Below are 25,945 nucleotides of genomic sequence, written 5' to 3'. Positions count from 1 at the left end.
AAATGCTAATTGAAATTAACTTATTACCTAAAAAAGATCGGCGATCTATGTCAACCATCATGATTGCCATTGCAATACTACTTATTTTATTGATTGGAAGCATTTATATTATTTTTAATTATCAATCGGCAAAGGTTGAGGTGGATTCGCTTACGAATGAGCTGCAGACAACAAAACAGCTGCGAGCTATTCAGGAACAGAAATTAACCGATGTTACATCGACAACTGCGGTCGACCAATTAAAAACAACGATTGATTGGGTACAGAAGCTGCCTATCTCGACCGTTGCCTTACTTCAACATTTAACCGCCCTACTTCCAGAACGGGGCTTTATCTTAAATATCACTTATGCAGATTCGGGAACGGTTACACTTACTACTCAATTTGATACAAATCGAGAGGTTGCCTATTATTTGAATGAATTAGAGAATTCTGATGTTATCGAATCAGTCCAATTAAGAAGTTTGAATACAAGTGGAGATGAGCTTGAAAAAACAAACAAAAACTTAAAAGACAAATTAATGAAAGTTCTTGTTCCTAGATATGTTGCCGTATATGAGTTACATCTTAACCGTCAAGCTTTAAAGGCGCTTGAGAAAAAGGAGGGTGAATCATGAACCTCCAATTAACGAAAAAAAATCTCGCGCTTATATTCAGCGTTCTTTTTCTAGTTGCATTAGTGGTTGGGAGTTATTTTTACTTTCTTAATCCATTAAAAACAAAAATTAAATTGCTGCAGGATGAACTTACGACAGAAGAGAAGCTTTACGATGCGCTTGCCCAACAAGTTGGTGATACAAAAACGGGTGTTATTGAAAATTCACGATTTTTACAAAAAAAGCTGCCTGTAGAATCTTTTTTAGAGCAATTTTTATTGGATTTGGAAAAGGCAGAGGTTGTTTCGAATAGCCTAATTGAAGATATGTCTTTTCAAGATAATGCCGTCTCAGAAAATGATGTTATCATGGAGGATAGTGGCGACCAAGTAGATGAACAGGAGAATGAAGCGGCAAATGTAAATGAGTCTGAGGAAACAGGACAACAGGCTAGTAGCGTTCCTAGTATACCTGAAGGAATCAAAAGAGTGACTGTTAATTTAACAGTCACATCGGCCAATTTTTTTGATATGATTAAATTTCTTGAGACGATTGAACATCTTGAACGAATTACGAAAATCGATTCATTATCATTTACAGGTGGTAAAGAAATTTTATCAATAGATGATGAGCTTGAGGAGTTAACTTATACGGTTGTGTTATCAACGTTTTACTATCCAACTCTAGCCGAATTAAGAGATGAATTACCGGCATTCGATACACCGCCGCCAAGCAACAAGGACAACCCATTGCCAACAGGGATGTATTATAAAGAAGATCAATCGAAGGCTGCCAAAACAGATGATCAAAAGTCTAAATCAGCTACAAGCAACACTGCTGGGACAAGTAAAAATAATACAAAATCATCTGAAGCACAGTCCGAAGATCAATCTAATTTAGAGCCAACCGAAAAATCGCAGTCTATAAAACAGCGAGCCGTTATGAGCGGTAATTCCGCGGAGTAATGATGAATTATACAAAAAGTTAATATGATGTTTGAGGAATAATGTCATAATTTGACGAATATTTATAGGAACAAGACGACAAATGTCTTGTTCTTTTTTATTTTCAGTATGTTAGCATTTAAAGACAAGACTGTTTGCGTGAACTGTTTTTGAAAGAGGTGTGGGTGATGGACAAGCAAAAAGTCGAGCGTATTTCGATTCGAATTAATGGTAAAGAAAGAGTATTCTTGTCTGATGAAGAATTAAATCAAGAGATTTCGGCAGCAAAGGAAGTAGATGCTGGTTTAGCAGAAGCGGATATCGACCATTTTGAAACCTTTGTAATTGGGGAGTTAGTAGGACATGAACCAGAACGTGAACGGGATAATGTCATTGATTTTGAAGAAAGACGAAATGGAAAAAAGAATTATTCTTCAAAATCATTTAATAGAAATAATACATTGTTATTGAATAAGAAAAAAAAGCGACCACTTTTAACTTCTGGTGGAGGACGAAAGCCGGATCCAATTTTAAAGAAATTTATAGCCGTTCTTATTTCAGCGATCATCATTGGGGTCGGGTTTGGTTATGTTGTTTTATCACTTTTCACTGATTTAAGTGAGGGACAGGGCGGAGGAGAATCCCATATCACCGTTGATAATGGACAAACTGTAGAAGAAAATAATGAAGCAACCGGTGAAGTGCCGTCTGAAGTAATATTAGGTCCTATCGGAGCCAATACAGGAACTACAGCAAATGGCATTGCACCCTTAAGTGTGCAAATCATCCAAGGAGGGGCATTTGAATCGGTTGAAGCGGCAAATCAAATTGCTAATGGTTTAAAAGAAAATGGGAAAGCAGCAGTTGTGAAGCCAGGGTCCAAGCCGGTTCTAATGTTCATCGGACTAGGAACTGACCGTAATGAGGCGGGGATTATAAGTCAACTTTATCTTAATGCTGGGCAGGATGTGTATATGAAACCATTCGGACTTTCAGAAATTAAAGCAGGTAAGGTGAGCAATGAGAAAGAGGCGGCATTTGTCTCGGCTGGTATTAGCCTCTACCAATCTTTACTTGGTCTCTCCACCGAAACTTTTGATCAAAAAAAGATCAACCAGGCTACATGGAAGGACATTGAGTCAAAGTTTACACAGTGGAATCAATCCAAACCTCAAGAACTACCAGCCTCACTTGAGCAATTTGCAAATTCAATTTCAAAAACCTATCAATATTTAGCAAGCTATCAAATAAAGGCGGATGAACAGCAATTGTGGAATTCCCAACAAGCCCTATTAGACGGACTTTTATCCTACAAAAAATGGCATGATGAAAAAGTTGCCCAATAAGCTGATTTACCGAAAAATAGTTCAATTTTCAATTTCTCAAAGAAAAATGCTTGAAAAATTTAAAATTCAAAAGAAAAGAGGCCATTTTGGTTTCTTTTTTTGTTTATTTTGGCTTGAGAATTTCAATTTCTCGAATTTGTTTTACTTATGGAAATTTGGTATTTTACCATTAATAGATAAAAGATATTAATACAGATTGGTGATGTGTAGTGAAAAAATTAATATTAGCTTCAAGCTCTCCAAGGAGAAAAGAATTATTATCGTATGCGCAGATTCCGTTTGAAATTGTGGTCAGTCATGTGGAAGAGCATTTTAATGAAAAAAATGATCCAAATGAAATTGTTCAAGCACTGGCCTTACAAAAAGCAGAGGCGGTTGCAAATATCCTTGATCAGGATGTTGTTGTGCTTGGAGCAGATACGATTGTGACGATAGACGATCAAATTTTGGGGAAACCAAAGGATGAAAATGAAGCAAGAATGATGTTAAAACAGCTTTCCGGACGAGAGCATATTGTTTATACAGGGGTTGCGATTGTATCTGCTGATGAATCGACAACTTTTTACGAGGAAACGAAGGTTCAGTTTTGGGAGCTATCAGATGAAGAAATAGACAGCTATATTAAAAGTGGTGAGCCTTTTGATAAAGCAGGTGCCTATGGGATTCAACAGCTTGGTTCTATTTTAGTAAAGCGGATTGACGGGGATTATTTTAATGTTGTAGGTTTGCCGATTGCTCGGACATACCGGGAATTGAAATCGTTCCTTAAGTAGTAGCGGGACATTTCCGGGTAAATGCTGGAATTTTACGGCTAAAGTAGCAGAATTTCCGGGTAAGCGCCGAAAACTTACGGGTAACCACCAAAAACAACTATTAACTGGCTTTGATGCAAGCACCATAGCCAGTTTCATAGCAGCAACCAAACGGAGAGGAGAAACAATATGCCAGATTCTTCACTGATGATTAAGGATTATCCAAAGGATTCAACGCCGAGGGAACGTCTCATAGCCGATGGCCCTGGCAGTCTTTCAAACCAAGAGCTTTTAGCAATTTTACTGCGAACAGGTACGAAAAATGAGTCCGTCTTACAGCTTTCCAACCGTCTGCTGAAAAATTTCGAGGGGTTACGGTTGTTAAAGGATGCCACGATTGAGGAAATCACAAAAATTAATGGCATTGGCCGGGTCAAAGCGATTCAGATACTAGCTTCACTAGAACTCGGTAGAAGGGTCGGGAGACTTCAATATGATGACCGTTACACGATTCGCTCTCCGGAGGATGCGGCTAAATATGTAATGGATGAGATGCGCTTTTTATCGCAGGAACATTTTGTTGCATTATTTTTAAATACAAAAAATCAAGTACTTCATAAACAATCGATCTTCATTGGTAGCCTCAACGCCTCGATCGTGCATCCGCGCGAGGTTTTCAAAGAAGCCCTCAGACGGTCCAGTGCCTCCATCATATGTCTGCATAACCACCCTAGTGGAGACCCGACACCAAGCCGTGAAGATATTGAAGTTACGAAACGTTTGGTCGAATGTGGAAAAATACTTGGGATTGAACTGCTAGATCATCTAATAATTGGTGATACTAAATTTATAAGTTTAAAGGAAAAAGGATATGTTTAAAAAACCTATCCTTTTCTATTTTTTTACCGTATAATATTCATTATGAGTTTGTGTGTACAAATTTGGTTGACATATCTGTGTCTAGCTACAGCGCCTAGCCCCTCGAGGTCATAAGCTGTACTGCTCTGTGGCATAAAACGCCACGACGCAGTCCATCTTATGCTTGTCGGGGCTGACCAAGGCGCTTTCGCATTTCAAATTTGTGCGTCATGCTGAGAAAGGAAGAGATACATATTTATGTTTGGTTTAGGTGGCTTTTCTCGTGATATGGGAATTGACTTAGGAACAGCTAATACGTTAGTTTACGTGAAAGGTAAAGGTGTCGTTGTACGTGAACCTTCTGTTGTAGCCTTTCGCACTGATACGGGGACAATTGAAGCTGTTGGTAATGACGCAAAAAATATGATTGGCCGTACACCTGGTAACATTGTAGCATTAAGACCGATGAAAGACGGGGTTATCGCTGATTTTGAAACTACGGCTATCATGTTAAAGCACTTTATACAACAAGCACAAAAAAACCAAACTGCTTTTTCAAGAAAGCCGCATGTCATGGTGTGTGTACCATCAGGAATCACAGCTGTAGAAAAGCGTGCTGTTGAGGATGCAACAGTGCAAGCAGGTGCTCGTACAGCTAATACAATTGAAGAACCATTTGCTGCAGCAATCGGGGCTAATCTACCAGTATGGGAACCAACCGGTAGTATGGTGGTTGACATAGGTGGCGGAACAACCGAGGTTGCCATTATTTCCCTTGGAGGGATTGTAACAAGTCAATCCGTTCGTGTCGCCGGGGATGAAATGGATGATGCGATCATTCAATATGTTAAGAAAAAATACAGTCTATTAATTGGAGAACGTACAGCTGAACAGCTTAAGTTTGAAATTGGTTCTGCTGGTATGCCTGAAGGTATTGAGGATATGGAAATCCGCGGGCGTGACCTCCTTACAGGACTTCCAAAAACAATATCGATTAGTGCAGTGGAAATTGGAGAAGCATTGCATGATACAGTGTATGAAATTGTTGATGCAGTGAAATATACTTTGGAGAAATCTCCGCCAGAATTAGCGGCCGATATTATGGATCGAGGCATTGTCTTAACGGGAGGAGGCGCTTTACTGCGCAATCTTGATAAAGTTATAAGCAATGAAACGAAGATGCCTGTATTAGTGGCCGAGAATCCGTTAGATTGTGTTGCCATTGGTACTGGTAAAGCATTGGACAATCTTCACCTTTTCCGGTCAAAAGCAGGAATTACATCGAGATCAAGAAAATAGGTAAGTAGGTGTAAATCATGCCACAGTTCTTTTATAACAAACGATTAATCGTGCTTTTAGTTAGTATCATTATTTTAGTGGCATTGATTGGTTTTTCCTTAAATGATCGTTCCAAATTAAGCTGGCCTGAACAGTTTTTGAAGGATACGATTGGCTGGTTTCAATCAGTTTTCCATCAACCCGCTGAATATGCAGCGGGTTTCTTTGAAAATATATCTGACATAAAAAACACATTTGAGGAAAATAAACTATTAAAGGCACGCCTGGATGAGTATGTCGAATTAAATGCCAGGGTTATGGAATTAGAAAAAGAAAATGAACGGCTTCGTGGGATTTTAGATAAAAAAGAAAGCCTTCGTGATTATAAGCTTATTCAAGCCAATGTCATTGCTAGAAATCCCGATCAATGGCATGAATTAATTTTCATTAACAAAGGTGAGCAGCATGGAGTTAAGAAAAATATGGCTGTCATCACTTCAGAAGGTATGGTAGGGAAAATTAAGCAAGTTTCACAATTCACTTCTACTGTACAGCTTTTAAGTGCTGTTGACCGAACAAATCGAATTTCAGCCGTTGTAAAAGGAAATAAAGATATTTTCGGACTAATTGAGGGCTATGATGAAAAAAAAGGTGCACTTTTATTTAAACGTATCCCATTTGATGTTGATATTAATTTAGCGGAAAAGCAAACGGTTATCACATCTGGATTAGGGGGAGTCTTCCCTAGCGGCCTAGTGATTGGTGAAATTACGGAGATTGTCCCGGATGAACATGGCTTGACGCAAATGGCTTATGTGAAGCCTTCTGCTAAATTTTTCGATATTGATCATATTATGATAGTTGAAAGGGTATCGACTACCCCAGAAGAGGATTTAGTTGAACAATCTAAAGGAGGAGTCTAATTGTGAAAAGATTCCTTCTTGCGTTTATTGTATTTTTAGCTTTTTTATCTGAGAGTATCTTCATAGAGTTATTCCCTGCTGAAAGATTTGGGATTGACCGCATTTTTGTGCCAAGGTTTATGATTGTAATGATCATGCTTATTTCATTTTTTTATGATCGAAATAAAGCGCTGCTTTTTGCGATCATCTTCGGCTTATTATTTGATATAGTATATACAGATATTATCGGGGTTTATATGTTTTCTTTTCCACTTATCGTATATGTAATTTCTTTATCTATGAAAGTGCTCCATAGAAATCTCTTAGTAATATTTTTTGTTGTATTAGTAGGTATAAGTCTATTAGAGGGATTCGTTTTCGGGATTCTATTTCTTGTCAATGTGGCTCAGCTTGATTGGAATCAATTCCTTTACGACCGATTATTTCCTACACTGGTATTGAACGGGGTATTTCTAATTGTGATCTACTACCCGATGAAGAAGTTTTTATTAAGGGTAGAGAAATGGGCAAATAAAGAAAATGATAAGTTGGTATAGGTTTTAAAGGAAAAAATACAGATTGCGTCGAATTACAAATCATCGAGGTGAACGAAGATGATCGGGCAAAAACAACAAAATGTGACGATTAAAGGAACGAAAAGTGGTCTCACTTTATATTTGGATGATTCATGTTCTTTTGAACAGATATTAAAGGAACTTGATGAAAAATTAACCTCTAATCATCAACCACCTGAGGGTAGTCCTTTAACCTCCGTTCACATAAAAGCAGGCAACAGATATTTAACTAGAAGTATGCATGATCAAATTCGCGAGATTATTCGAAATAAGAAAAAATTAGTCATCGATTCATTGGAATCAAATGTTATGACAAAAGCAGAAGCTCTTGAATGGAAAAAACAAACAGATGTTGAAACGGTTTCGAAAATAATTCGTTCCGGACAGGTGCTTCAAGTTAAAGGGGATCTTCTGTTAATAGGTGACGTAAACCCTGGTGGCACTGTCATGGCTGGTGGTAATATTTTTATTATGGGTGCATTACGGGGAATTGCTCATGCTGGATGCTTTGGCAATCGTAATGCCGTGATCGCAGCATCATTGATGAAGCCAATGCAACTACGCATTAGCGACTTAGTGAATAGGGCACCAGATGACCACGAAGAAGAAGGCCGTGAAATGGAATGTGCTTTTATTGATCAAAATGTAAATCAAATCGTGATCGACCGAGTTCAGGTTTTACCACATCTAAGACCAAATTTAACGAGGCTTGAAAGGGGGATGATGTAAATGGGAGAGGCTATCGTTATTACATCAGGAAAAGGCGGCGTTGGAAAGACAACTACAAGTGCTAATCTAGGAACGGCACTAGCTTTAACAGGTAAAAAGGTTTGTTTAGTTGATACGGATATCGGGCTGCGCAATCTGGATGTTGTTATGGGATTGGAAAATCGTATTATTTATGATTTAGTTGATGTTGTGGAGGAACGGTGTAAGCTTCAGCAGGCTTTAATTAAGGACAAGCGTTTCGAATGCTTGTATTTGCTTCCGGCTGCACAGACGAAGGATAAGTCTGCAGTTTTTCCTGAACAAATGAAAAATCTTGTTGGCGAATTGAAGCAGGATTTTGATTATATTTTAATAGATTGCCCGGCCGGGATTGAACAGGGTTTTAAAAATGCTGTTGCCGGAGCAGACAAGGCCATTGTTGTAACGACTCCAGAAGTTTCTTCTGTTCGTGACGCCGATAGAATTATCGGACTGTTGGAACAAGAGGAGGTTGAACCTCCAAAACTAATAGTAAACCGCATTCGCACTCATATGATGAAAAATGGTGATATGCTTGATGTCGATGAGATTGTGGCAATTTTAGCTATCGATCTATTAGGAATTGTAGGAGATGACGATACTGTTATTAAAGCATCCAATAATGGTGAACCCATTGCATTGGACCCTACAAGTAAAGCATCGATCGCCTATCGAAATATGGCTAGGCGCATATTAGGTGAATCTGTGCCACTCCTTTCTTTGGATGATGATAAGGGCGGCATGTTTTCGAAAATGAAAAAGTTTTTTGGAATGAAGTAAAATTTGAATTAGTACAAGCTTGAGTTTGGGATATTTGAGTCCTAAGCTCTTTTTTATTCTTATTTTCAAAGTCATATCCACCGAGGACAAGTCATAGATATTACTAATAGTTATGCTTGTTCAAAACGAGGGCAATTGGTCCTTTTCAATACTTGAGCGGGGGAATGATGAAGGTGAGAAATCAAGTCGATGATGTAAAAAGGAGAATAGCAAAACGGAAAAAGGCGCGTAGTTCAATTGGTGGAGCGCCAACAGGATCGAGGAGAACTGCCTATCCGCTACCTAAAGATGAAGAACGGTACGGGGAAACTCCGTTTTATGATTATGAGCCAGGCTCAAACTCGAAACATCCGGTCTTTCGGACTGAGTTTATTATTTTACAAGTTTTATTAGCAGTATGCTTATTTTTAATAGTAGGGATTTTGTTTAAGGACCCGTCTCCACGCTGGGAAAAGGCACGTACTTTCGTCAGTAAGACGATGGAAAAGGAATTTCAATTTGCTGCTGTAATGGATTGGTATGAAAATCAATTTGGTAAGCCGGTTGCCCTATTGCCGGAAACGAATAAGGAGCAGATACCTAATCAAATTGATCAGAATGAAGATGTTCAGCATGTCTATGCAGTGCCAGCGGCCGGCCGTGTGCTTGAGCCATTTTCAAAAGACCGTCAGGGGATTATGGTTGAAACAGGTCGTGATTCCTTCGTTGAGGCCATTGATGATGGCATTATCATTGATGTCAGCGTCAAAGAAGAGATTGGCAAGACAGTTGTTATTCAGCATTCCGATGGCAGTGAAACATGGTATGGAAATTTGAATTCAATCAATGTTAAACTATATGATTTCGTGAAAAGTCGTACCCAATTAGGTCAAGTTACCAATACTGAGGATGGGCAAGCCGGAACTTTTTATTTTGCAATTAAAGAGGGTGACTCTTTTATTGACCCCATTCAGGTGATCAACTTTGACTAAGGTTGGTGAGGCCATTGTCTAGAGTGACAGAAATTTTCAGTAAAATTTCAATTCATCCCTTGTTCTGGCTTGTTGTAGGTATTGGGGTACTAACTGGACGATTTTTAGAAATCATCATGCTATTTACGATTGTGTTCGTACATGAAATGGGCCATGCGATTACCGCCAATCATTTTCGCTGGCGGATAAAAAAAATTGAACTATTGCCATTCGGTGGCGTTGCTGAAATGGATGAGCATGGCAATCGTCCTTTAAAAGAGGAGCTGCTCGTTATTATAAGTGGGCCGCTGCAGCACCTTTGGATGATGGCGCTTGCCTATATTCTTTTTTTTATCGGGTGGATTGATCAAAATACATATGACTTATTTTTGAAGCATAATCTGATGATTTTAATCTTTAATCTTTTACCGATTTGGCCATTGGATGGTGGGAAGCTTGTATTCCTCGGGATGTCACTTAAGTTCCCGTTCAGCTTAGCCCATCGCTATTCATTGATGATTTCGATTGGTATTGTATGCTTGTTAATTTTAACTACACTAGTTATCTATCCATTTCATTTGAATTTGTGGATTGTAGTTGCGTTCGTTATTTTCGCTCATTATATTGAGTGGAAACAAAGAAAGTTTGCGCATATTCGCTTTTTATTGGAACGATATTATGGGAGAAGCCGGGAGATCAAAGATTTGCGACCAATCGTCGTAAATGAAACGGACCACTTAGTAGATGTTTTTGCTCAGTTCTGTCGAGGATGTAAGCATCAAATTATTATAAAAAGGAATGATCGCGAGCAACTCACATTTGATGAGAATGAGCTTCTTCACGCGTATTTTACTGAAAAAAGAACGAATGGCACGATGAGGGAGATATTTGGATAGGAGTGGGGCACGGGGAACTGTGCCCTGTTTATGTTGGTGCAACCAAATATTAAGGGATAGAAATTATGAGGCCAGAGCAAGCAGCGGTCCCACAACCATTGTCCGCATTTTAAAAGGATAACTGGAGAACAGCTACTCATCGATCGCTACCATTGTTCCCCCTACTCCCCGGTTTATAGTACAATGAACTAAAATATACCTCCTAAGCAAAGGAAAGATTCTTTTGAAAAAAATTATTTTGAACTGTCGAACTTCTGAAAAGCGGGTTGCCGTTTTGGAGCATGATAAATTAGTAGAGCTGTTTTATGAATCGTCCGAAGGCGAGTCAATTGTAGGTAATATTTATAAAGGGCGGGTTGAAAAGGTCGTTCCGGGGATGCAAGCTGCATTTGTTAATATTGGGCTTGAACGTAATGGATTTCTGCAAATTGATCAGCTTGCAAATTATAAGTCTTTAGACCTCAACGAAAAGCGTAAAGTGTCTATTTCCAATTTGCTTCATGAAGGGCAGGAAGTTATTGTTCAAGTGACAAAGGCCGCTTTTGGAGAAAAGGGTCCCAGATTGAAAACATTACTTGAGCTTTCTGGCCGATATGTAGTTTATATGCCCAACGATACACAAATTGCCATATCGAAAAAAATCAATGAAGATGAAAGAGAGGTTTGGCGTCGTTTTGGCCAAGCTATTTGCGATAAGAATGAGGGGTTAATTTTTCGAACTGTCTGTACTAACAAAACAACAGAAGTTGTAAAAAAAGAAATTGAGTATTTGAAAGAAAACTGGAGCGAAATCGATAAAGAGCAAGCCGGGAAAAAGACTCCGTCTCTTCTTTATAAAAATACTGATCTCATAGAATTCATTGTCCAAGATTTAATTGGTGATGAACCCACCGAAATTATTGTTGATGATGGTATCGTTTTTCGGAAGCTTAAAGAAAGACTTTCTATTTATGATGACACTATCACCGAAATTAAACACTTCATCAATAAGGAAGATTTATTTTCTTATTTTGGTATTGAACAAGAAATTCCAAAAACTCTAAATCCTTATGTAGAACTTGAAAATGGTGCGAGTTTAATGATTGAACAGACAGAGGCTTTAACTGTTGTTGACGTTAATTCAGGGAAGTTTACGGGAAAACATAATGTGAAAGAAACAATCTTAAAATCCAATGAACTTGCGGCCCTCGAAATTGCCCGACAGCTTCGACTCCGTAATATCGGTGGAATAATCATCATTGATTTTATCAATATGGAATCCCAAAAAGATCGGGAATACATTAAAAATAAGCTTAACGCCGCATTAAGGACAGACCGCAATTATACAAAGGTATACGGCTTCACCCAGTTAGGTCTCCTGGAAATGACCCGAAAGAAAGAACAAAAATCATTGCTTGAAAAATTAACAACGACCTGTCCAACCTGTCACAATGTAGGCAGAGTCTATTCCCCAGAGCAGGTAACCCGCCAATTAGAAAGAGCGCTTTGGGAATACAAAGGGATGGATCACGAAGCCGTTTGGGTTGAAGTCCCCACGCCAGTACTGGAGCTATTCAAAGCAAATGCGAATGTAAAGCTGAGGCAGCTTGAAGAGACTTTAGGCTATAAAATTTTGCTGACAAGCACTGACCAACTAATCAATAATTTTGAAGTCAGGAATTTTGGTACCGAAAGCGAGATCAAGTCTAGAATTTCTAAGAAAAAGACACACTAATTGTAATTGACAATTTTTAATTAAATATGTTATGATTTTCATTGTGTTTAATGTAGCGCACCACGGCTACAACCGCACAGAACAGGTTTTAAAACCATTTGAATGGTACCTGGGATGGCGAGTCTTAGTATAAGAGGAGGTGCAGAGAATGTACGCAATTATCGAAACAGGCGGTAAACAAGTTAAAGTTGAAGAAGGACAAGCAATCTACATCGAAAAGCTTAACGTTGAAGCTGGTGAGACTGTAACTTTTGACAAAGTGTTAATGGTAGGTGGCGAAAACGTAAAAGTTGGAAGCCCAACTGTAGAAGGTGCTACTGTAACAGGTAAAGTTGAAAAACAAGGTCGCGCTAAGAAAATTATCGTTTTCAAGTATAAGTCTAAGAAAAACTACAAGCGTAAGCAAGGTCATCGTCAACCTTACACTAAAGTTATTATCGAAAAAATTAACGGTTAATAGGTTGAATGAATGATTAAAGTTATCATTACGAGGCGTGCAGACCATTCAATACATTCGTTTGAAATAAGCGGACATGCTGAATCCGGTCCACATGGACATGATTTAGTGTGTGCAGCCGTATCAGCTGTTTCATTTGGAACTGTCAATGCGGTTTATGGTTTATGTCAGACGAAACTTGGAATTGAACAAGGTAAAAAAGGAGGCTTTCTCCGCTGTGTTGTTCCTGATCATCTTGATCAAGACACCAACGAGAAAGTACAATTATTACTTGAAGGGATGCTCGTATCTCTACAAACGATTGAAAATGATTACGGCAAATACATTCAAATTAATGACAATTACTAAGGGTAACTAGGACCGAGAAGTTCTAGGCGTCGAAGTCACGAGTACCGGAACGTATTATATACGTGAGGAACGGAGTGGCGAGACAACAACGAAATTCGACGGTCATAGTTAGCCGTAATAGGAGGTGAAACTGATGTTAAGACTAGATCTTCAGTTTTTCGCATCTAAAAAAGGGGTAGGTAGTACTAAGAACGGTCGTGACTCTATCTCTAAGCGTCTAGGCGCTAAGCGTGCTGATGGCCAATTTGTTAACGGTGGAGAAATCCTTTACCGTCAACGTGGTACAAAAATCTACCCAGGAAATAACGTGGGTCGTGGTGGTGACGACACATTGTTTGCTAAAACAGCTGGTGTAGTACGTTACGAGCGTGTTGGTCGTGATAAGAAGCAAGTAAGTGTATACCCAGTAGCTCAATAATTCAGTTATATCTTACCCGAGAAGAAAAGGCTCTAACCAGATATTGGTTGGAGCCTTTTGAATTATTGGAAGCCCCTATAAGATAAAGTAGAGAATATTTATAAACAGGTTATCCATTAAGTGAAATATTTGGTATAATTCATACATCAAAACTTATAGGGGTAAAAATATGGGAAAAGAATGGAATGCAGTTGAAATTTTGAGGCATTCACGTCATGATTGGTTAAATAAGCTACAACTAATCAAAGGTAATCTCGCTTTAGAACGATTGGATCGTGTTAATGAAATTATAGAAGGAATTATTATGGATACAAAAAATGAATCCAAACTAACAAATTTAAAAGCACCTCAACTGGCAGCATTATTAATGTTGTTCAATTGGGAAGAGCAACATTTTTTTCTTGAGTTCGAGGTTTTAGGTGATGAGCGAAACCTATCCAATCATGATTATGATATAACAGCATGGTGCTTTGCGTTTTTAAATAAATTGAACAAGGTTATTAAACCATTTGCAGAAAATCATCTAATTCTTTCAATCCAATTATCCGATCAGGAAGTTCGTTTCATTTTCGATTTTAGAGGAATAATAGAAGATAAAAGTATAATTTCAAACTATCTGGAAGAACGAAAGAATGGTGCTTTGATTCAAGTTTTAGAGTATGAAGTACATAATGAAGAAATGGTAGTAGTAACTCAAATTTCGTTTTAGCTTTAGATTGAGAGGTGACAACAATGTTCGTAGATTATGTCAAAGTATATGTAAAAGGTGGAGACGGTGGGAACGGTATGGTTGCCTACCGTCGTGAGAAATATGTTCCAAAGGGCGGCCCTGCAGGGGGCGATGGCGGTAATGGAGCAGATGTTGTTTTTGAAGTAGATGAAGGCTTGCGTACGCTAATGGATTTTCGCTATCAGCGGCATTTTAAGGCAGATCGTGGTGAACATGGGATGTCTAAAAGTATGCATGGAAAAAATGCTCAGCCAATGATTGTCAAGGTGCCACCAGGTACAGTTGTCAGGGATGTAGCGACAAATGAAAAGATAGCCGATTTAACGATCAACGGTCAAAGGGCTGTAATTGCCAAAGGTGGCCGTGGCGGCCGTGGTAATACTCGTTTTGCAACGCCGGCAAACCCGGCTCCGGAAATTGCGGAAAATGGGGAGCCAGGCCAAGAACGGGATGTAATACTTGAATTAAAAGTACTTGCAGATGTTGGACTAGTTGGATTTCCAAGCGTTGGGAAATCAACGCTTCTTTCCGTTGTTTCGTCAGCAAAGCCTAAAATTGCAGAATATCACTTCACAACGATCGTGCCAAACCTTGGAGTTGTTGAGACAGAGGATGGACGAAGCTTCGTGATGGCCGATTTGCCTGGGTTAATTGAGGGTGCACATCAAGGAGTTGGATTAGGGCATCAATTTTTGCGACATATTGAAAGAACAAGGGTTATTGTTCATGTTATTGATATGTCAGCTATGGAAGGCCGTGATCCTTATACCGATTATGTCACAATTAATGAGGAGTTAAGGCAGTATAATTTGCGCTTAACAGAAAGACCTCAGATCATTGTTGCGAATAAAATGGATATCCCTGGTTCCGAGGAAAACTTAGAAAAATTTAAAGAGCAGTTGGAAGAGGATGTACCGATTTTCCCAATTTCCGCTGTAACAAGGCAAGGTTTAAGGGACCTGCTCTTTAAAATAGCCGACCTATTAGAGACAACACCTGAGTTTCCATTGGAAGAACAAGAGGTCGAGGAAACACACATTTTATATAAACATGAAGCACAAGAAATACCGTTTGAAATTACAAGAGATGATGATGGTGCATTCGTAATATCGGGTGCATATATTGAGAAAATGTTTAAGATGACTAATTTTTCAAGGGATGAATCAATCCGTCGTTTTGCCCGTCAAATGAGGGGACTTGGAGTTGATGAAGCTCTAAGGGAACGCGGGGCAAAAAATGGGGATATCGTAAGGCTGTTGGAATTTGAATTTGAATTTATAGAATAGTCTTGGAAAAGACTGCTAGTAACTTCATTCAGCGGAAGTAGAGAAATGAATACAAATTAGTATTTTAATTCAGTTGGGATACTAACCTCTGCTGAATGAAGTTAACGCCTCCGGCGGATGCCTCAGATTTTTAAAGGTAGTTTTCGAGCATGGGAGCTCGATAATATCCGCTGGGCGCAAATACGCCAAGGCGTATTTGATCATGCAGTCTTTTTCTATAATTGTCGAGGGGTTATGGGTGAAAACTAATAAAGATAATATGGAACAAAGCTATTACTTAATTCGGGAAGACTTTTTACCTGAGGCTATGAAAAAAACTCTAGAAGCAAAGGCCCTTATTGAAAGAGGAAAGGCTGATTCCGTTGCGGATGCTGTCCAAATGGTGGACTTAAGTCGAAGTGCTTTTTATAAATATCGAGACGGGATTTTTCCATTTCATACGATTGTGAAGGAACGGATTATCACACTTTTTTTTCACCTTGAAGACCGCTCCGGTACGTTATCGCAAATGCTGGCAATGGTTGCTGATGCTGGTTGTAATGTATTAACGATCAATCAAAATATTCCCCTTCAAGGGAAGGCAAATGTTACACTATCTTTAAATACTTCTGGGATGAAGGAAGATATTAATGTCTTAATTCAAAGTTTAAAGGGGCTGGAATTTGTGGAAAAGGTTGAGATTCTAGGCTCTGGTGCTTAACTTCATTAAGTTTATAAGGGAGAGAAACGACGTGTCTACAAAAGTTGGCTATCTTGGTCCAAAGGGGACTTTTACAAAAATTGCTGTAAATGAATTATTTCCTACTGAAGAAAAAATTCCATATGAAACCATTCCAGCAAGTATCGATGCTGTCACAAAAGGGGATGTGGAATTTGCAGTTGTACCACTTGAAAATGCAATTGAAGGATCTGTCAATATCACGATTGATTATTTAATTCATGAACAAAACCTGCCGATTGTGGGTGAAATTGTGGTTCCGATTCGCCAACATCTTATGGTGCATCCACAAAACAAAGAAATGTGGGAAAGTGTGACGTCTGTTCTTTCTCATTCACATGCGATTGCTCAATGTCATAAGTTTTTACATACAAAAATGCCTACTGTGGACCTTCAATATGTAAAATCAACAGGGGCTGCAGCGGAGTATGTTCATGAGCATCCAGAAGAATGCATTGCAGCGATTGGTAATGAATTAGCGGCAAAGGAATATGGCTTGGAAATTATCAAAAAAGATATCCATGATTATGATAATAACCACACTCGATTTGTGATCCTACATAAAAACGCGGTAGATCTTAGTACCGAACATCGATATTATGGTGGTGACCGTACGACATTAATGGTTACTTTACCGTCAGATTATGCGGGTGCTTTGCATCAGGTGTTATCAGCGTTTGCTTGGCGAAAATTAAACTTATCAAAAATCGAATCAAGACCAATGAAAACAGGTCTTGGAAACTATTTCTTTCTTGTCGATGTTGAAATGAAGATGGATGAGGTACTAATACCTGGAGTTGTGGCTGAGCTTGAAGCACTTAACTGTTCAGTAAGAGTGTTGGGAAGCTATCCATATTATTTTATCGGTAAAGAACAAAGCGCTATTCAAAAATAACAAAATGCGACTTCAGGTGGAAGTCGCATTTTTCATGATAAAACCCGCAGCTGTAAGTTTTTGAATGGCTTGTTCAAGCTGTTCCTCATTGTCCGCTTCAATAGTATGGGAATGGGGTCCTCCTGTAAGCTGTAATAAAAGCGGTGCTTTGGTTGCTTTTACTTTTTCATAAAACTGGTCAACATCACTTCGATTGCTAACACCAATCGGTGCCGTTAAATTTCCATAGAGTGGGTGTTCAACCTTGACGTCCTTAACGGTTACCCCACAGTCAACCATTAAATAAAGCTCTTCTTTCGTTTGCTCAGGATTATGGGTACTGATGATCACCCTGGAAGGGCGACTGTACTGTTGTTCTTTTAAATAAAGATAGCCTTGGGATGTCGCAATGATTGGTTCATTTCGGGCCTTAAGTAATGTTATATCCTGACTGATCACCTGCCGGCTCACGTTTACCTTTTCAGCGATATAGCTTCCCGTAAGCGGCTTGTCACTTAGCTTCAACCAATCCAGGATCAAATTTCGCCTCTCTTCTCCGAGTATCTTTTTTCCACCAGTCATGAATTTCGCTCCCTTATAAATCATTAAAATACTTTTTTAAAAATCTTTGAAAGATATCGATCGTTTCTTCTATTTCAGCATCCGTTGTTAATTTTCCAAGCGATAGACGAATAAATTGTTTCGCCTCTTCCTTGGATTTTCCAATGGCAAGTAGAGTCTTTGAAGGTTTTTGCATGCCAACGGCGCAGGCACTGCCCGTTGAAATCGCTACTCCGTAACGGTTGCACTCAAGCATGATATATTGACCTTCAATTCCGGCTATAGATAGTCCAATAATATGCTCCAACCGCTTGCTGCTTGGTCCTACTTCAGATATTTTCCAGGCGTCCCCTTGAATACCGTCAACAAGCTTTCTTCTTAAACCTTGAAATCTTTCCTGTTCTACGTCCATAATTGGAAGAACTTCTTCAGCAGCTGTAATGAAAGCGGCGATTCCTGGAACGTTAACCGTTCCGGGTCTAAAACTGTTTTCGTGTGTTGTTCCCGGAATGACAGGCTGCCACGTTCTGGATGGGTTTATATAGCAAGCGCCAACCCCTTTTGGACCGTATATTTTATGGCTAGATACTGAGATGCTGTCTAGATTTGCTTTTTTAACATCTATCTCAATCTTACCAAAGGTTTGGACACAATCACTATGAAAAATAATATCATGTTTCTTTAATATCTCTCCAATCGCAACTAAATCTTGAATCGTTCCTATTTCCGAATTCCCATGATGAATAGAGGCCAAAACAGTATCTGGGCGGATTGCTTCAGATAGTGCTTCTAACTCAACCCTTCCTTCAGTATTGACTGGAACAAATGTAATTTCATAACCGTCTTTTTGTAAATCTTCTAATGTATTTGCAATAGATGAATGCTCTAATTTAGTTGAAATAATATGCTTTCCCTTTTTATTATTCCCTTTAAGTAAGGAATGGATGGCAAAATAATTTGACTCTGAGCCACCGCTTGTAAAATAAACTCCTTTTGCCTCCCCATTAAAAAAACCGGCTATCGTTTTTCTTGATTCTTCTAAAATAGTTTGTGCTGCCAGGCCCATATCGTGGAGGCTGCTTGAATTGCCGTAATACTCAGTAGCCACTTGACTATATACATTTATTGCTTTCTCACTCATAGGTGTTGTTGCTGCATAATCTAAATAGATCATTACATTCCTCTCCTAACGGTTTTCATTAGTTGAGAAATGTGTCAACTAATGAAGTCTTTTGTAATAATTGTCAGAATTGTGACAATGCCATAAAAAAACTCTTGTCATTAGTTTAATTATGTGTAAATATAGGTGTCAAGACAATTGTTTTAGATTTCAATATTAAACCTAATTGGTAGGATGTGGGGGTTCCAGATAATGACTGATAGACATATCGCAGATGTTGTCATTATTGGAAGTGGCATTGCTGCGTTGGTAGCGGCAGATCGTTTAAGTTATCATAAGAATGTGATTATTATCACAAAGTCAAAAAAAGAAAATAGTAATTCATGCCGAGCGCAGGGTGGTGTAGCAGCAGCAATATCCCGCAATGATCATTGGACAAATCATTTTTCTGATACAATGGTTGCCGGGAATTTCCACAATGATGAAGAGGCCGTTGAAACCTTAGTACAAAGAGGGCCGGAATTACTTCGTGCCTTGATTGATAAAGGAATGTCCTTTGATAAAGATGCAAGGGGGCATCTCGTTCTTGGGCAGGAAGGTGCACATGGGATAAGAAGAATTCTTCATGCCGGTGGGGATGCTACCGGAAAAGCTCTTGTTGACTTCATGCTGAATCGCCTTCGTATTAATCCAAAGGTGAAAATTATTGAAAATATGTTAGTTGTTGATTTACTAGTCGAAGAGAATCATTGTTTTGGGATAAAGGTGAAAACAAATTCCGGAAGGTCTAAAATAATTTATTCAAGGGATACTATTTTGGCAGCAGGCGGCAGTGGTGGCTTATATTCATTTACATCAAATGACCCAACAGTGACCGGTGATGGGCTTGTCTTAGCCTACCGTGCAGGTGCTAATTTAGTAGATTTGGAGTTTGTTCAATTCCATCCGACATTACTATATGTCAATGGAGAAGTAAAAGGCTTAATTTCCGAGGCAGTCCGAGGAGAAGGTGCTGTTCTAATTACAGAGGGTGGGAAGCGCTTAATGCATGGCATTCACCCTCTAGAGGATCTAGCTCCAAGAGATGTTGTGGCAAGAGAAATTAACCGTGCCGTTTTAAATGGAGAACAAATATTTTTAGATATTTCGATGATAAAAGATTTTAAAAAACGCTTTCCAACAATCACTGAGTTATGTGTAGAAAATGGAGTAGATCTAACAGCGGGGAGAATACCAGTTGTTCCAGGCGCCCATTTTCACATGGGGGGCGTTGAAGTTAACCAACAGGGACAAACATCAGTAGAGCATCTATATGCGATTGGTGAGGTTGCTTGTACGGGTGTACACGGTGCGAACAGGTTGGCAAGTAATTCGTTGCTTGAAGGAATTGTATTTGCAACGGAATTGGCTGAACACCTTGCTTTTGAACGATCAGAGGTCTTTGATATTCCGACGATTGAATCAGATGATAAAACGTGTAAAGAGCTTCATTTGCCCGAAGAGGAAGAAATAAAAACCGTTATGATGAAATATGTCGGCATTATTCGGGATAAAACAAGCTTACAGACCGCAATAGAATGGTTGGAACGGTACTTGCCTTCTGAAGATAAAAACTTTGACCTAGATGCTCTAACCCATGAACAAATTGGCGTTTATAACATGCTTCAAGCAGCCTGGCTTATTACCACATCAGCTTTAATGCGAGAAGAAAGCCGCGGTGGACATTACCGTTCAGATTTTCCCGAAGAAGAAACGAATTGGACAAAGAAAAAAATTGTTCGTAAATTAATAAAAAATAATGAGAGGATTGCTCAAAAATGAACAAGGTAAAGCTGCGTAAACAATTACAAGAGTTTTTTATTGAGGATTTAGGAGAATTAGATTTAACGAGTGAGTATATATTCCCGTTAGAAAAAGTGTCAAAAGGAAATTTTCTAGTTAAGAATGACGGTGTGTTAGCGGGAGTCGATATTATCAAAGAAGCATATGCCTTTTTTGACCCATCAATTGAAGTAACCCTTTATAAGCAAGATGGAGAGCTGGTTAAAAAAGGAGACGTCATCGCTTCTGTTCATGGACCTGTCGCTTATTTATTAAGTGCTGAACGGGTTATTTTAAATCTTATGCAACGGATGAGTGGAGTAGCAACAGCTACTCATGCGGCTGTTCAAGCTCTTAATAGTGATCATACTAAAATTTGTGATACAAGAAAAACAATGCCGGGCTTACGTATGTTAGATAAATATGCAGTTCGTTGTGGAGGCGGCTATAATCATCGATTTGGTTTATATGACGGTGTCATGATAAAGGACAACCATATTACATTTGCAGGCGGAATTAAGGAAGCCGTTTCAAAGGTGCGTTCACAGGCTGGACATATGGTTAAAATTGAAGTTGAAACAGAATCAAAGGAACAGGTGTTAGAGGCTGTTGAAGCCGGTGCGGATGTCATTATGTTTGATAATCGCTCACCAGAAGAGGTTGCTGAGTATGTAAAGCTCGTCCCTAAAGGAATCGTAACCGAAATTTCTGGCGGTCTTACACTCGAGACGATTGGAAATTATCGCGATACAATGGTTGATTATATTTCACTGGGAATGCTAACACATTCTGTAACTGCACTGGATATCAGCTTTAATCTTGAAGGGGGAGTGAAATAATGGGGATTTTGGATGTTTTATCAGCGAAAAATAATACAACGATTCCTGAACGTTATAAAAATATGAGTGTTGAAGAAATGGAAAATCGAGTCCGTGAAATAAAGGAAAAGTTTGGTGAAAGATTATTCCTACCTTGTCATCACTATCAAAAGGATGAGGTAGTTCAATTTGCGGATGCAACAGGGGATTCATTACGCTTGGCACAATTGGCAGCCAAGAATGATAAAGCTGAATATATTGTATTTTGCGGCGTTCACTTTATGGCTGAAACGGCTGATATGTTAACTAGAGGCGATCAGATGGTGATTTTGCCTGATATGAGAGCAGGCTGTTCGATGGCCGATATGGCCGATATGGAGCAAACAGAAAGAGCCTGGAAGGTGCTCCAAGAAACATTTGGTGACACGGTTCTTCCAGTTACTTATATTAACTCTACTGCAGCAATTAAAGCATTCTGTGGCCGGAATGGCGGTGCAACTGTAACATCCTCAAATGCGAAAAAAATGATTGAGTGGGCATTATCTCAAAAAGAGCGCCTGTTATTCCTACCGGATCAGCATTTAGGCCGTAACACATGTGTTGATTTAGGAATTCCATTGGAGCAAATGGCAGTTTGGGATCCGATTCATGATAAATTTGAATATGACGGCGACCTTGAAAATGTAAAAGTAATATTATGGAAGGGTCACTGTTCCGTGCATGAAAGCTTTACTGTAGAAAATGTGGAAGAAATTCGTAGAACGAAGCCGGATATGAATATTCTTGTCCATCCTGAATGCAGTCATGAAGTTGTGAAAGAATCTGATTACAATGGTTCAACAAGTTATATTATTGAAACAATCAAAAAGGCCCCAGCTGGCAGCAAATGGGCAATCGGGACAGAAATGAACCTTGTGAAAAGAATTATTGCTGAACATCCGGATAAAGAAATTATGTCACTGAATCCGAATATGTGTCCTTGTATGACTATGAATCGAATTGATTTACCACATTTATTATGGGCGCTGGAAACGATTGAACAAAAGGAACAGTTCAATCAAATCACTGTTGATCAAGAAATTGCAAAAGATGCGTTGCTTGCATTAGATAAAATGTTAAAAATCGTGTAAAAGCTGATACATTTCGTATCGGCTTTTTTCATAAAATTATTTTTTTAGCATAAATTGTTACGAAAGAAGATAAATAAAGGTAGCATTTTGCCCATGAGCCCATATAATGATAAAGACTTTTTTAGAGGAGGTTTATGCACCGTGAAAATTCATATCGTGCAAAAAGGCGATACACTATGGAAAATCGCCCAAAAATATGGTGTAGATTTTAACGAGCTAAAACAAGTAAATACCCAGCTCAGCAATCCTGATATGATTATGCCTGGTATGAAAATTAAAATTCCAACCGGCAGTGTGCCCGTCAAGAAACACGGAAATCCGCATTCAAAAGAAGAGGTGTCCTTATCACATTTGGCACCGAAGGAAATGCCGATACAAATGCCGCCAACACAAATGCCGAAGCCAATTCAGCCAACCCCAGCACCAATGCCTGTTGTGCCAAAAGAAATGCCACAAAAAATCATACCAACACCAGTCGTACCGAAGGAAATGCCTGTTCCTCCGGTGATAAAAGAAACGCCAATTGTGCTGCCACCAATACCACAAATGCCTATTGAACAATCTGAAATTGATTATAATATCGAACAAAATATGTATAATTATACATTCAACATACCTACTTTTCCAATTAAAGAGGCACCAGTGAAAGAAAAACCAGTTGAGGAAGTTAAAGAAGAACCAGTAGTGCCACCGACAATGCCAGCTCTACCGTTGCCGGAACCTCCACCGGCTTACCCTTGTGTACCAATGACTGGTTTAATGCCTGGCTCAGGATTACCGTGTGGTTTTCAGCCAATGCCATGTCCACCGATGCCATGTCCGCCATATCCATGTCCACCTGTTGCTGTTCCTTATGGAATGCAGGCGGGTATGTTTAATCCAGCAGGATACGGTGCGATGCCGGAAATGCAGGGGGCACCTTTTACACCGCAACCAACGGCTATTAGTCCGGCGATGTTTGATGATGAAAATGATGGTATAGAACAAATGTATCCAGGCCTTTCACCAATAAATGCACCGGCAGCACCAGTTAGCCAAATGACAGCTGCAGGTGGAGATTGTGGTTGTGGCGGACCTAAGCTGGACCCTCCTGCCTTCGGAGCGATGCCTGCGGGCTATGGAGGGGTACCAGGAGCCGGATTTAGCGGCATCCCACCGGCAGGCTATGGAGGGGTACCAGGAGCCGGATTTAGCGGCATCCCACCAGCAGGTTATGGAGGGGTACCAGGAGCCGGATTTAGCAGCATCCCGCTAGCAGGTTATGGAGGAGTACCAGGAGCCGGATTTAGCGGCATCCCGCCAGCAGGTTATGGAGGTATGCCAACGGGTGTTGCAGGAGTCCCGTCTGGATATGGCAGTGTCCCTGTAGGCACTATGGGTGTACCAACTGGTTTTACTGGAATGCCAACAATGCAAACTGGATTTGGAGGTCCACAAGGAGGCTATGGCGGCATCCCGCCAGCAGGATTCGGGGCACCACAAACAGGTTTTGCAGGTGCAGGACCTCAAGCACCTCAAGGAACATTTGCGCCGCCTGAATTTCCGTTTGCACAATTCCAAACACAGATGCCTGCAACAAATTTTGGTGAACCTTCATTTAGAAATGATGTTTTAGATGATGAAGAAGATGAGTGGTAAAAATAAATAGAAACTGGCTAAAGAGGCGATTATAATACCATCGCCTCTTTTTCTGTGATAATATGGATTAGAAAAACACGTAATTTGCCCATAATGGCAAATTGCGATGTTTTTTCTTATACTTTAAACCATAACAAAGTTAAACTTGCTTAAAGTGCAAAAATAGAATCGGTTGAAAGGAAGAAAAAAATGAAGCAAAAAATAGAACAGCTTGTAAACTGGCTCCAGGAGCAAGTAAAAGGTGCAGGTCTTAATGGTGCAATCGTTGGTATATCAGGAGGAATCGATTCTGCCGTTGTCGCTTATCTAATTAAAAAGGCTTTTCCAAATGATTCAATGGGAGTCATCATGCCGTGTAAAAGCAATCCTAAAGATCAAGAGGATGCAATGCTTGTTGTTGAAGGCAGCGGGATAAAAGCTTTAACAATTGATTTAACCGAATCACATCAGCTTCTCTTCTCACAAATTCAAGATCAACTTAAGGGAATTGGAGAACTCAATGAAAAGTCTCTCACATTAGGTGATGCCAATTTAAGAGCACGTCTCAGAATGAGCACCCTCTATACGGTTGCTAATAATTATGGGTATTTGGTAATTGGCACGGATAATGCCGCCGAATGGTATACAGGCTATTTTACAAAATACGGGGATGGTGGAGTTGACCTCGTTCCCCTTGTACATTTAACTAAAGGTGAAGTAAGGGAAATGGCCGAGGAACTCGGTGTACCCGAGCCTATTATTACAAAATCACCAAGTGCCGGCCTTTGGGAAGGACAAACAGATGAAAATGAAATGGGGACAACCTACGATACGATTGACCGCTATTTAAATGGTGAAGAAATCCCGGAAAAAGACCGTGAGATTATTGAAAGGCTCCATAGACGTTCAGAACACAAAAGAAACTTGGCTGCACACCCGCCAAAGTTCTAAAAGTAGCACTATGTAAAAGTTACCAGCTAAATAAAAGAGTAAAATAAGCCTCCATCTGCCAACCTAACAATGGGACCCAAAAAAATGTCCCCAAAATCCTCTAAAAATGGCGGGAGGCTTTTCGGCATGAGAGGTATACTTTTATCGCTTTCAATAATGATAATGATCGGCTTTGCTCTTACAGGCTGTGGTATTAATGATTCGGCTCAAGATGAAAATTCACCGCTAGAACAAGTCGCGTTTTATTCGAATGATAAAAATGCAAATCGCGATTCCGGGGCTTTTCGATTTATCAATGACCGTGGGTTTAATGATCAGCACATGGTTAACCAAGTGCGGACTCTTAATGGAGGAAATGACTTAGGTGAGCAAGATGGGGCTTTTTCAAAATATGGTGATGGGAATTATGGCTATGATGACTATAATTATCATGGACATTTAAATACCACTTTCAACGGTGTTCCAACAAGATCATATAATACCGGTCATGATAACATCGTTGCCCAAAGAATAACGGATCGCATTGAACATGTTGCCAATGTCAATGATGTTGCAGCCATTATCGATGGTAATACAATTTTGGTTGTCATTGATACGGACGATGATGACAGCCAAGCTATTGAAAAGAAGGTCCGCCGAATTGTAGAAGGAATGGCAAATGGGCGGGAAGTAAGAGTTGTTACTGACAAAGGAATGTTCGGGTCACGGAAGTAAATAATTGAGAAAAATTCTACAGTATTTAGGATAAAACTTCTATT

General features: G+C 39.5%; 28 protein-coding genes and 1 other annotated feature. Of the genes, 26 read left to right on the top strand and 2 right to left on the bottom strand.

Annotated features, from left to right (window positions below; genetic code table 11):
- The first annotated feature begins 2 nt into the window (after positions 1–2).
- The 20 genes from BAZO_RS12025 to pheA all read left to right on the top strand — a co-directional run bounded on the left by BAZO_RS12025 (position 3) and on the right by pheA (position 17,190).
- Positions 3–617, top strand: a complete 615-nt coding sequence (locus BAZO_RS12025; RefSeq protein ID WP_003331813.1) for a PilN domain-containing protein — start codon at positions 3–5, stop codon at positions 615–617.
- Positions 614–1,561, top strand: coding sequence for a hypothetical protein (locus tag BAZO_RS12020; protein ID WP_003331812.1), 948 nt, complete (start codon positions 614–616; stop codon positions 1,559–1,561). Before BAZO_RS12025 ends, BAZO_RS12020 begins: the two co-directional genes overlap by 4 nt.
- Positions 1,562–1,728: 167 nt before the next feature.
- Positions 1,729–2,886 (top strand): hypothetical protein, encoded by a 1,158-nt coding sequence (locus BAZO_RS12015; RefSeq protein ID WP_003331811.1) that lies wholly within the window; start codon positions 1,729–1,731, stop codon positions 2,884–2,886.
- Between the two features lie 209 nt (positions 2,887–3,095).
- The gene (locus BAZO_RS12010) at positions 3,096–3,659 is read left to right on the top strand and encodes a Maf family protein (RefSeq protein ID WP_003331810.1); all 564 of its coding nucleotides are present in this window, start codon (positions 3,096–3,098) and stop codon (positions 3,657–3,659) included.
- Positions 3,660–3,827: 168 nt separating this feature from the next.
- Positions 3,828–4,517, top strand: coding sequence for a RadC family protein (gene radC, locus BAZO_RS12005; protein WP_003331809.1), 690 nt, complete (start codon positions 3,828–3,830; stop codon positions 4,515–4,517).
- A 237-nt stretch (positions 4,518–4,754) separates the two neighbouring features.
- On the top strand, positions 4,755–5,795 hold the full coding sequence (locus tag BAZO_RS12000) for a rod shape-determining protein (protein ID WP_003331808.1): 1,041 nt from the start codon (positions 4,755–4,757) through the stop codon (positions 5,793–5,795).
- A gap of 17 nt (positions 5,796–5,812) precedes the next feature.
- Positions 5,813–6,697 (top strand): rod shape-determining protein MreC, encoded by an 885-nt coding sequence (gene mreC / locus BAZO_RS11995; RefSeq protein WP_003331807.1) that lies wholly within the window; start codon positions 5,813–5,815, stop codon positions 6,695–6,697.
- Between the two features lie 2 nt (positions 6,698–6,699).
- Entirely contained in the window at positions 6,700–7,233 is a 534-nt protein-coding gene (gene mreD, locus BAZO_RS11990; RefSeq protein ID WP_003331805.1) for a rod shape-determining protein MreD, read from the top strand.
- A 57-nt stretch (positions 7,234–7,290) separates the two neighbouring features.
- On the top strand, positions 7,291–7,980 hold the full coding sequence (minC, locus tag BAZO_RS11985) for a septum site-determining protein MinC (RefSeq protein WP_003331804.1): 690 nt from the start codon (positions 7,291–7,293) through the stop codon (positions 7,978–7,980).
- On the top strand, positions 7,981–8,778 hold the full coding sequence (gene minD, locus BAZO_RS11980) for a septum site-determining protein MinD (RefSeq protein WP_003331803.1): 798 nt from the start codon (positions 7,981–7,983) through the stop codon (positions 8,776–8,778). It begins immediately after the preceding gene.
- Between the two features lie 167 nt (positions 8,779–8,945).
- Entirely contained in the window at positions 8,946–9,749 is an 804-nt protein-coding gene (locus BAZO_RS11975) for a M23 family metallopeptidase (RefSeq protein WP_051015812.1), read from the top strand.
- A gap of 14 nt (positions 9,750–9,763) precedes the next feature.
- Positions 9,764–10,624 (top strand): M50 family metallopeptidase, encoded by an 861-nt coding sequence (locus BAZO_RS11970; RefSeq protein ID WP_039957476.1) that lies wholly within the window; start codon positions 9,764–9,766, stop codon positions 10,622–10,624.
- Between the two features lie 223 nt (positions 10,625–10,847).
- Positions 10,848–12,338 carry an Rne/Rng family ribonuclease gene (locus BAZO_RS11965; protein ID WP_003331800.1) on the top strand — a complete coding sequence of 497 codons (1,491 nt, stop codon included), beginning with the start codon at positions 10,848–10,850 and terminating at the stop codon, positions 12,336–12,338.
- Positions 12,339–12,398: 60 nt separating this feature from the next.
- Positions 12,399–12,473: a sequence feature (ribosomal protein L21 leader region), on the top strand.
- A 13-nt stretch (positions 12,474–12,486) separates the two neighbouring features.
- Entirely contained in the window at positions 12,487–12,795 is a 309-nt protein-coding gene (rplU, locus tag BAZO_RS11960) for a 50S ribosomal protein L21 (protein ID WP_003331799.1), read from the top strand.
- Between the two features lie 12 nt (positions 12,796–12,807).
- Positions 12,808–13,143, top strand: a complete 336-nt coding sequence (locus BAZO_RS11955) for a ribosomal-processing cysteine protease Prp (RefSeq protein ID WP_003331798.1) — start codon at positions 12,808–12,810, stop codon at positions 13,141–13,143.
- 133 nt (positions 13,144–13,276) lie between these two features.
- Positions 13,277–13,561 carry a 50S ribosomal protein L27 gene (gene rpmA, locus BAZO_RS11950; RefSeq protein ID WP_003331797.1) on the top strand — a complete coding sequence of 95 codons (285 nt, stop codon included), beginning with the start codon at positions 13,277–13,279 and terminating at the stop codon, positions 13,559–13,561.
- A gap of 169 nt (positions 13,562–13,730) precedes the next feature.
- Positions 13,731–14,270 (top strand): sporulation initiation phosphotransferase B, encoded by a 540-nt coding sequence (locus BAZO_RS11945; RefSeq protein WP_003331796.1) that lies wholly within the window; start codon positions 13,731–13,733, stop codon positions 14,268–14,270.
- 23 nt (positions 14,271–14,293) lie between these two features.
- Positions 14,294–15,577: a GTPase ObgE gene (gene obgE / locus BAZO_RS11940; RefSeq protein ID WP_003331794.1), complete on the top strand. Its 1,284-nt coding sequence runs from the start codon at positions 14,294–14,296 to the stop codon at positions 15,575–15,577.
- Positions 15,578–15,836: 259 nt separating this feature from the next.
- Positions 15,837–16,277, top strand: a complete 441-nt coding sequence (locus BAZO_RS11935; RefSeq protein WP_003331793.1) for an ACT domain-containing protein — start codon at positions 15,837–15,839, stop codon at positions 16,275–16,277.
- A 31-nt stretch (positions 16,278–16,308) separates the two neighbouring features.
- Positions 16,309–17,190 carry a prephenate dehydratase gene (pheA, locus tag BAZO_RS11930; protein WP_003331792.1) on the top strand — a complete coding sequence of 294 codons (882 nt, stop codon included), beginning with the start codon at positions 16,309–16,311 and terminating at the stop codon, positions 17,188–17,190.
- Positions 17,191–17,202: 12 nt separating this feature from the next.
- Here pheA and BAZO_RS11925 read toward each other — a convergent pair whose 3' ends face one another.
- Both BAZO_RS11925 and BAZO_RS11920 read right to left on the bottom strand, forming a co-directional pair.
- Complete coding sequence (locus BAZO_RS11925; RefSeq protein ID WP_003331791.1) at positions 17,203–17,751, bottom strand: transcription repressor NadR; 549 nt, start codon at positions 17,749–17,751, stop codon at positions 17,203–17,205.
- 13 nt (positions 17,752–17,764) lie between these two features.
- Positions 17,765–18,904, bottom strand: a complete 1,140-nt coding sequence (locus BAZO_RS11920) for an IscS subfamily cysteine desulfurase (RefSeq protein ID WP_003331790.1) — start codon at positions 18,902–18,904, stop codon at positions 17,765–17,767.
- 198 nt (positions 18,905–19,102) lie between these two features.
- Here BAZO_RS11920 and nadB point away from each other — a divergent pair, with 198 nt between their 5' ends.
- The 6 genes from nadB (at position 19,103) to BAZO_RS11890 (ending at position 25,901) form a co-directional block, all read left to right on the top strand.
- On the top strand, positions 19,103–20,671 hold the full coding sequence (gene nadB / locus BAZO_RS11915) for an L-aspartate oxidase (protein WP_003331789.1): 1,569 nt from the start codon (positions 19,103–19,105) through the stop codon (positions 20,669–20,671).
- Positions 20,668–21,510, top strand: coding sequence for a carboxylating nicotinate-nucleotide diphosphorylase (gene nadC / locus BAZO_RS11910; protein ID WP_003331788.1), 843 nt, complete (start codon positions 20,668–20,670; stop codon positions 21,508–21,510). Before nadB ends, nadC begins: the two co-directional genes overlap by 4 nt.
- Positions 21,510–22,619 carry a quinolinate synthase NadA gene (nadA, locus tag BAZO_RS11905; protein ID WP_003331787.1) on the top strand — a complete coding sequence of 370 codons (1,110 nt, stop codon included), beginning with the start codon at positions 21,510–21,512 and terminating at the stop codon, positions 22,617–22,619. The genes nadC and nadA overlap by 1 nt, the downstream gene beginning before the upstream one ends.
- Positions 22,620–22,760: 141 nt before the next feature.
- A complete protein-coding gene (safA, locus tag BAZO_RS23055) occupies positions 22,761–24,257 on the top strand; it encodes a SafA/ExsA family spore coat assembly protein (protein WP_003331786.1) in 1,497 nt (498 codons plus the stop codon).
- A gap of 189 nt (positions 24,258–24,446) precedes the next feature.
- On the top strand, positions 24,447–25,187 hold the full coding sequence (gene nadE / locus BAZO_RS11895; RefSeq protein WP_003331785.1) for an NAD(+) synthase: 741 nt from the start codon (positions 24,447–24,449) through the stop codon (positions 25,185–25,187).
- A gap of 126 nt (positions 25,188–25,313) precedes the next feature.
- Entirely contained in the window at positions 25,314–25,901 is a 588-nt protein-coding gene (locus BAZO_RS11890) for a YhcN/YlaJ family sporulation lipoprotein (RefSeq protein WP_003331784.1), read from the top strand.
- Positions 25,902–25,945: the final 44 nt, after the last annotated feature.

The organism is Schinkia azotoformans LMG 9581 (assembly GCF_000307855.1).
Lineage (GTDB): Bacteria > Bacillota > Bacilli > Bacillales > Bacillaceae_J > Schinkia > Schinkia azotoformans.
This window is presented reverse-complemented; position numbering and strand designations above follow the sequence as displayed.

Coding starts and splice junctions, on each gene's coding strand:
- rplU (WP_003331799.1), top strand. CDS start 12,487: ATGTACGCAATTATCGAAACAGGCGGTAAACAAGTTAAAGTTGAAGAA.
- BAZO_RS11935 (WP_003331793.1), top strand. CDS start 15,837: ATGGAACAAAGCTATTACTTAATTCGGGAAGACTTTTTACCTGAGGCT.
- BAZO_RS12020 (WP_003331812.1), top strand. CDS start 614: ATGAACCTCCAATTAACGAAAAAAAATCTCGCGCTTATATTCAGCGTT.
- nadC (WP_003331788.1), top strand. CDS start 20,668: ATGAACAAGGTAAAGCTGCGTAAACAATTACAAGAGTTTTTTATTGAG.
- nadA (WP_003331787.1), top strand. CDS start 21,510: ATGGGGATTTTGGATGTTTTATCAGCGAAAAATAATACAACGATTCCT.
- BAZO_RS12015 (WP_003331811.1), top strand. CDS start 1,729: ATGGACAAGCAAAAAGTCGAGCGTATTTCGATTCGAATTAATGGTAAA.
- BAZO_RS11945 (WP_003331796.1), top strand. CDS start 13,731: ATGGGAAAAGAATGGAATGCAGTTGAAATTTTGAGGCATTCACGTCAT.
- nadB (WP_003331789.1), top strand. CDS start 19,103: ATGACTGATAGACATATCGCAGATGTTGTCATTATTGGAAGTGGCATT.
- BAZO_RS12025 (WP_003331813.1), top strand. CDS start 3: ATGCTAATTGAAATTAACTTATTACCTAAAAAAGATCGGCGATCTATG.
- BAZO_RS12000 (WP_003331808.1), top strand. CDS start 4,755: ATGTTTGGTTTAGGTGGCTTTTCTCGTGATATGGGAATTGACTTAGGA.
- rpmA (WP_003331797.1), top strand. CDS start 13,277: ATGTTAAGACTAGATCTTCAGTTTTTCGCATCTAAAAAAGGGGTAGGT.
- nadE (WP_003331785.1), top strand. CDS start 24,447: ATGAAGCAAAAAATAGAACAGCTTGTAAACTGGCTCCAGGAGCAAGTA.
- mreC (WP_003331807.1), top strand. CDS start 5,813: ATGCCACAGTTCTTTTATAACAAACGATTAATCGTGCTTTTAGTTAGT.
- minD (WP_003331803.1), top strand. CDS start 7,981: ATGGGAGAGGCTATCGTTATTACATCAGGAAAAGGCGGCGTTGGAAAG.
- BAZO_RS11925 (WP_003331791.1), bottom strand. CDS start 17,751: ATGACTGGTGGAAAAAAGATACTCGGAGAAGAGAGGCGAAATTTGATC.
- BAZO_RS11975 (WP_051015812.1), top strand. CDS start 8,946: ATGAAGGTGAGAAATCAAGTCGATGATGTAAAAAGGAGAATAGCAAAA.
- obgE (WP_003331794.1), top strand. CDS start 14,294: ATGTTCGTAGATTATGTCAAAGTATATGTAAAAGGTGGAGACGGTGGG.
- BAZO_RS11920 (WP_003331790.1), bottom strand. CDS start 18,904: ATGATCTATTTAGATTATGCAGCAACAACACCTATGAGTGAGAAAGCA.
- radC (WP_003331809.1), top strand. CDS start 3,828: ATGCCAGATTCTTCACTGATGATTAAGGATTATCCAAAGGATTCAACG.
- minC (WP_003331804.1), top strand. CDS start 7,291: ATGATCGGGCAAAAACAACAAAATGTGACGATTAAAGGAACGAAAAGT.
- BAZO_RS11890 (WP_003331784.1), top strand. CDS start 25,314: ATGAGAGGTATACTTTTATCGCTTTCAATAATGATAATGATCGGCTTT.
- BAZO_RS11955 (WP_003331798.1), top strand. CDS start 12,808: ATGATTAAAGTTATCATTACGAGGCGTGCAGACCATTCAATACATTCG.